6 protein-coding genes are annotated in these 3,845 nt (G+C 46.5%); 5 read left to right on the top strand and 1 reads right to left on the bottom strand.

The window, feature by feature from the left end; genetic code table 11:
* Together GTN70_11435 and GTN70_11430 are read left to right on the top strand one after the other, a co-directional pair.
* A partial coding sequence (locus tag GTN70_11435) for a hypothetical protein (protein ID NIO17572.1) occupies window positions 1–269 on the top strand: 269 nt, incomplete at its 5' end.
* 132 nt (window positions 270–401) lie between these two features.
* A complete protein-coding gene (locus GTN70_11430) occupies window positions 402–884 on the top strand; it encodes a hypothetical protein (protein NIO17571.1) in 483 nt (160 codons plus the stop codon).
* Window positions 885–1,044: 160 nt separating this feature from the next.
* On the opposite strand, the gene GTN70_11425 is transcribed toward GTN70_11430, so the two are convergent.
* Window positions 1,045–1,842 (bottom strand): hypothetical protein, encoded by a 798-nt coding sequence (locus GTN70_11425; protein ID NIO17570.1) that lies wholly within the window; start codon window positions 1,840–1,842, stop codon window positions 1,045–1,047.
* A 288-nt stretch (window positions 1,843–2,130) separates the two neighbouring features.
* Here GTN70_11425 and GTN70_11420 point away from each other — a divergent pair, with 288 nt between their 5' ends.
* The 3 genes from GTN70_11420 to GTN70_11410 form a co-directional block, all read left to right on the top strand.
* Window positions 2,131–2,619, top strand: a complete 489-nt coding sequence (locus GTN70_11420; GenBank protein ID NIO17569.1) for a hypothetical protein — start codon at window positions 2,131–2,133, stop codon at window positions 2,617–2,619.
* Between the two features lie 566 nt (window positions 2,620–3,185).
* Window positions 3,186–3,458, top strand: coding sequence for a hypothetical protein (locus GTN70_11415; GenBank protein ID NIO17568.1), 273 nt, complete (start codon window positions 3,186–3,188; stop codon window positions 3,456–3,458).
* Window positions 3,459–3,642: 184 nt separating this feature from the next.
* On the top strand, window positions 3,643–3,845 hold a 203-nt coding region (locus tag GTN70_11410; GenBank protein ID NIO17567.1), incomplete at its 3' end, for a transposase.

Here is a 3,845-nt window from a genome sequence, read left to right as displayed (position 1 = left end):
GCTCGGTTAGAATAGGAGTCAAGGGAATGACCTGCGCTTCCAGCGTATCGAAGATCGAGGGGACTCTCACCGCTGCTCCGGGAGTAATGAGTGCATCAGTTAACCTGGCAACCAGGGAGGCAACGGTGGAATATCTCCCCACTGAAACCGATCTGGAAGCGATCGGTAAGGCGATAGAGTCCACCGGTTATCGGGCCGCAAAAGCGCCGGAGGGCGAAACCATAGAAAAAGAGGCTGAATATTGTTTTGATTCCGAAATCGGCAAATAAGAGTGGATAAGAAAATACCGATTATCTCTGCTTGATGAAAAGAGGAGGGATGATGAAGGTCACTGGCTGGCAGGGTCGGCCTCATTTTTTCAGTTTCACACGGTCACCCGTGAAAGAAAGGAGGGACAGGTGATGAAAAGACCGGTTGTTTTGGCCATAATGGTAATATCCCTTTACGGATGTTCTCAAGTACAGGTCAGGGATGTAAGAGCCACGAATGCATCGAATCTGCGAAAGCTCCAAATCGGAATGAGCAAGGGGAAAGTGGTGGAAATCATGGGGACAGGTACGGAAAAAGTAAAAGAGGAGGTTTACTACCAGGGATTTTTAGCAGGCTATCGCGAACTGGAAGTGCAAAACCCATACAGAACCGAGATTAAGAAGATCGGAAACAGAACCTATGAAGTTCTATATTACTATGCAAATGTTTTCGGAATGCGTATGGGATACTGGGATGCGAGTTACCGGGAAAGGAAAGTTACGGATAACATGTTGACGCCCCTGGTTTTCGAGGGAAATACATTAATCGGGTGGGGGTGGGAGTTCGTTCGAGAACGAGTTCTCGCAGAAGAAGATTTGACCGACAGGACGAACTGGATGCTGTGGGGGAGATAGGTAGCTTTGCCAGCCTCTGTCTACGACGGTTGCAGAGATCGCCCGGAACTGATAAGCGCTCATATTCGGTGTCCATTCATTCGAAGTGGAAGTTTCGGTATAAGTTTTCAGGGCTGTTTCTGCCCGTGGAATCCTGATATGTTCTGTATATGCTTCGTTTCTAAACCATCTGATGGATGGTATAACCTTCCATTAACTCTCCTATCGTAATAATTGCTTTTTCCCGAACTTCGGTTGGCACATTGAAAAACTTTATTTCGACTTTATTTCCTTCTTTTACCCTCAACGAAAAAAGGTCCAGGTCAATGCCAACGGAGAGGATGATCCTGTTTTCGACTACGGTGACAAAATATTTCTCCTGGATAGCCTTTATCCTCTTTTTCTCAAAATCTTCCCTGTTATATAAAAAAGAAGCCAGCGCTTCAATTGCCCCAGCGCATTCGTCTATACCAATGCGAAGCGGGTTTGCTGAAAAGTGGAATAGTGAAGGATCGGGCCAATCAACCCCGTAATAGTAGTTTAAAAAACCTGATCTTTCCCTGTCTATCCTCTCAATCTTTTCCTCTGCGTGGAGTGAGTTTATACCTTCTTTCACTATTACGTATTTCACCCTTTGCTTTAAGTTTCCTGAGACGAGTATGTCGAGGACTCCGGGAACATCTCTGAAAACATCGAAAGAGCCTCTTCCCAGTATCAGTACATTCCCGTCTACTGCGAAAGAAAGTATCGATTCTTTCAAGAGGTTTTTCCAGATTCTCAGATCGACCGTTATTCGTTCGATAATACCCGGTGCTTTTTCAGCGATGACCTTTTCAGCGATTTGTTGTCCGGCAATATCTATGAGTTTATTCTCGATTTCTTTCCGCGCGATTATCCTATAATCCAGTACTTTGGAGATTTTTTCCGCTACTTCCTCTCCTCCTGCCCCGTACTGTCTCGAAATGGTAATTACACCCATTTTTACCTCCCTTTGAGATTGCCGGTTATCTGGTACGATTAAATTCTACAAACTGTAAAAGTTAAAGTCAATAACAACTTTAATCCGGTTTGCGGTCGGTTTTTCTATCAACATTCCTATTTGGCCGACCTTTTTTTCGCCTCTTCGATCGATCCAAATTACAGGGGGAAAACATGGTAGAGATTTTAAAAAGGGATGATCAACCGCCAGCCTTTCAGAATGAAGAATCGGTAACATTATGCTCTTGCTTTCCCCGTTAGAAATCAATCATTATAAGAGACACATACAATGAACGAACCTGGAAAGAGAGTGGAATTGACGGAGACGAAGACCGTTAAAAAGCGAACCTGGTTTGGTTTAACCGGGAGCGTCACCATCGGGCCTGATTTTATGCACAAGGCCGGCCTGGAGGGCTTCGAGGTTCCCCATCCTCCCGTATTTAACTTGGTGTTACGCAAGGGATTGCCGGAAAATGCAAGGTATGCTCTGACGTTGACCCACGAATTCGGCCATTTGCAAACTGCGCCTCTCATACTGCTTTACACGGGGGTGATGCTTGCTATACATGTCGGGTCGGGCCGGGCCAGTGTGCCGGGAATTATCCTCGTCTTGATCGGTTCGCACGCTTTCTGGGAAATTATAACGGAGCTGTACACGGTTACTAGAGACTCCCGATTTTACCGCGAGTCCTATGAAACGGTAACGAGGATCCCACGGATTATCTTCTGGATCGTAACGAGCGCACTTACAATCTCGGGGTGGTTCGGCCCCGTGTAATGAAAGTTCCCCCGGTCACGGTTGAACGTGTAAATTTTTTTCCCATTCTTTTTTGACGATCGGTCAAATATTTTCCAGCAGGTGAGATCATTTTGGTTGCTCAATTTCCCTCCTATTATTATAAAAGTATTCAATTTCAACACATTACGTGCTGTATTCTGAAAGCTTGATCATCTGGCACGACCTATGCATCAGAAGAAGGTACCTTTCAAAGGAGGTGAAAAAATGACAGGCGGATGGTTGACTGTTCTGCTGATCGGTGGGTTGCTCTTCCTCATGTATCTGAACAGCGGATGCTGCGGCGGTCACGGGAAAGATAAGAATAACAGCGGAGATCACAAAAGATCCTCTCATGGACATCACTGATTACGGGATAACGACGACCGGAGGAGTGCTGATCCATTTTCTCCGCAGTTCAGATAGATGATATTTAGACAGGAAAAGGAGGTGATTTTCGTGGCGCGGTTCATGATCCCGAGGGTGGCCCACTGCGGTGAGGGACACTCTCGTCAGTCCTGGACATGACGTTAAACTGTCCACCAATTTTTTAAGAGGAGGTGTTTTTAATGCGTAATCTGAGTATAAGGTCTGTTGGATTAACTGCCGGGCTGTTTCTGAGTATCACCTATGTGATCTGTGTGGTTTTTGATCTTATCTTCCCAGGACTGGCGATGTATCCGGTCTGGGAGAGGCTCCTGCCCGGTTTCAAATGGTTGACCCTGTGGACGTTCCTGCTCGGATTCGTGGAAGCGTTCCTCTATGGTATTTACTTTGCGCTTATCGTTGTTCCCCTGTATAACCTCTCCGGCGGGAGGATCGGCGTCAGGAAAGCTAATTGAACAGGAAATTTCAATTGCGAGGAAGAGGAGAATGCCATGAAATGCCCGAGATGCAACGGTTTGATGATATATGAGAGAGACCGGGACATTATGGGAGTCTTTGATGCCGGTGACCTGCCCCCCAAAAACTGATCCAGGTGTTATGTGAGGATTTTGGGAATGATTCTTACCGAGGAGGCAGGTCATGAGCAGGAAACGATTCACCCCTGAACAGATCGTCAAGAAGCTCCGGGAAGCAGAGATCCTCATCAACAAGGGACAGAATGTGGCGGAAGTTATCCGGAAGCTCGGTGAATCTGAACAGACCTGCTACCGCTGGCGGAAAGAATACGGTGGTATGGGAGTGGAGCAGGCAAAGAGGCTGAAGGAACTGGAAAAAGAGAATGC

Source organism: Deltaproteobacteria bacterium (genome assembly GCA_011773515.1).
Classification (GTDB): domain Bacteria; phylum Desulfobacterota; class Deferrimicrobia; order J040; family J040; genus WVXK01.
Note: the sequence above shows the minus strand (reverse complement) of the source record. Positions and strands in the feature narration are given on the sequence as shown.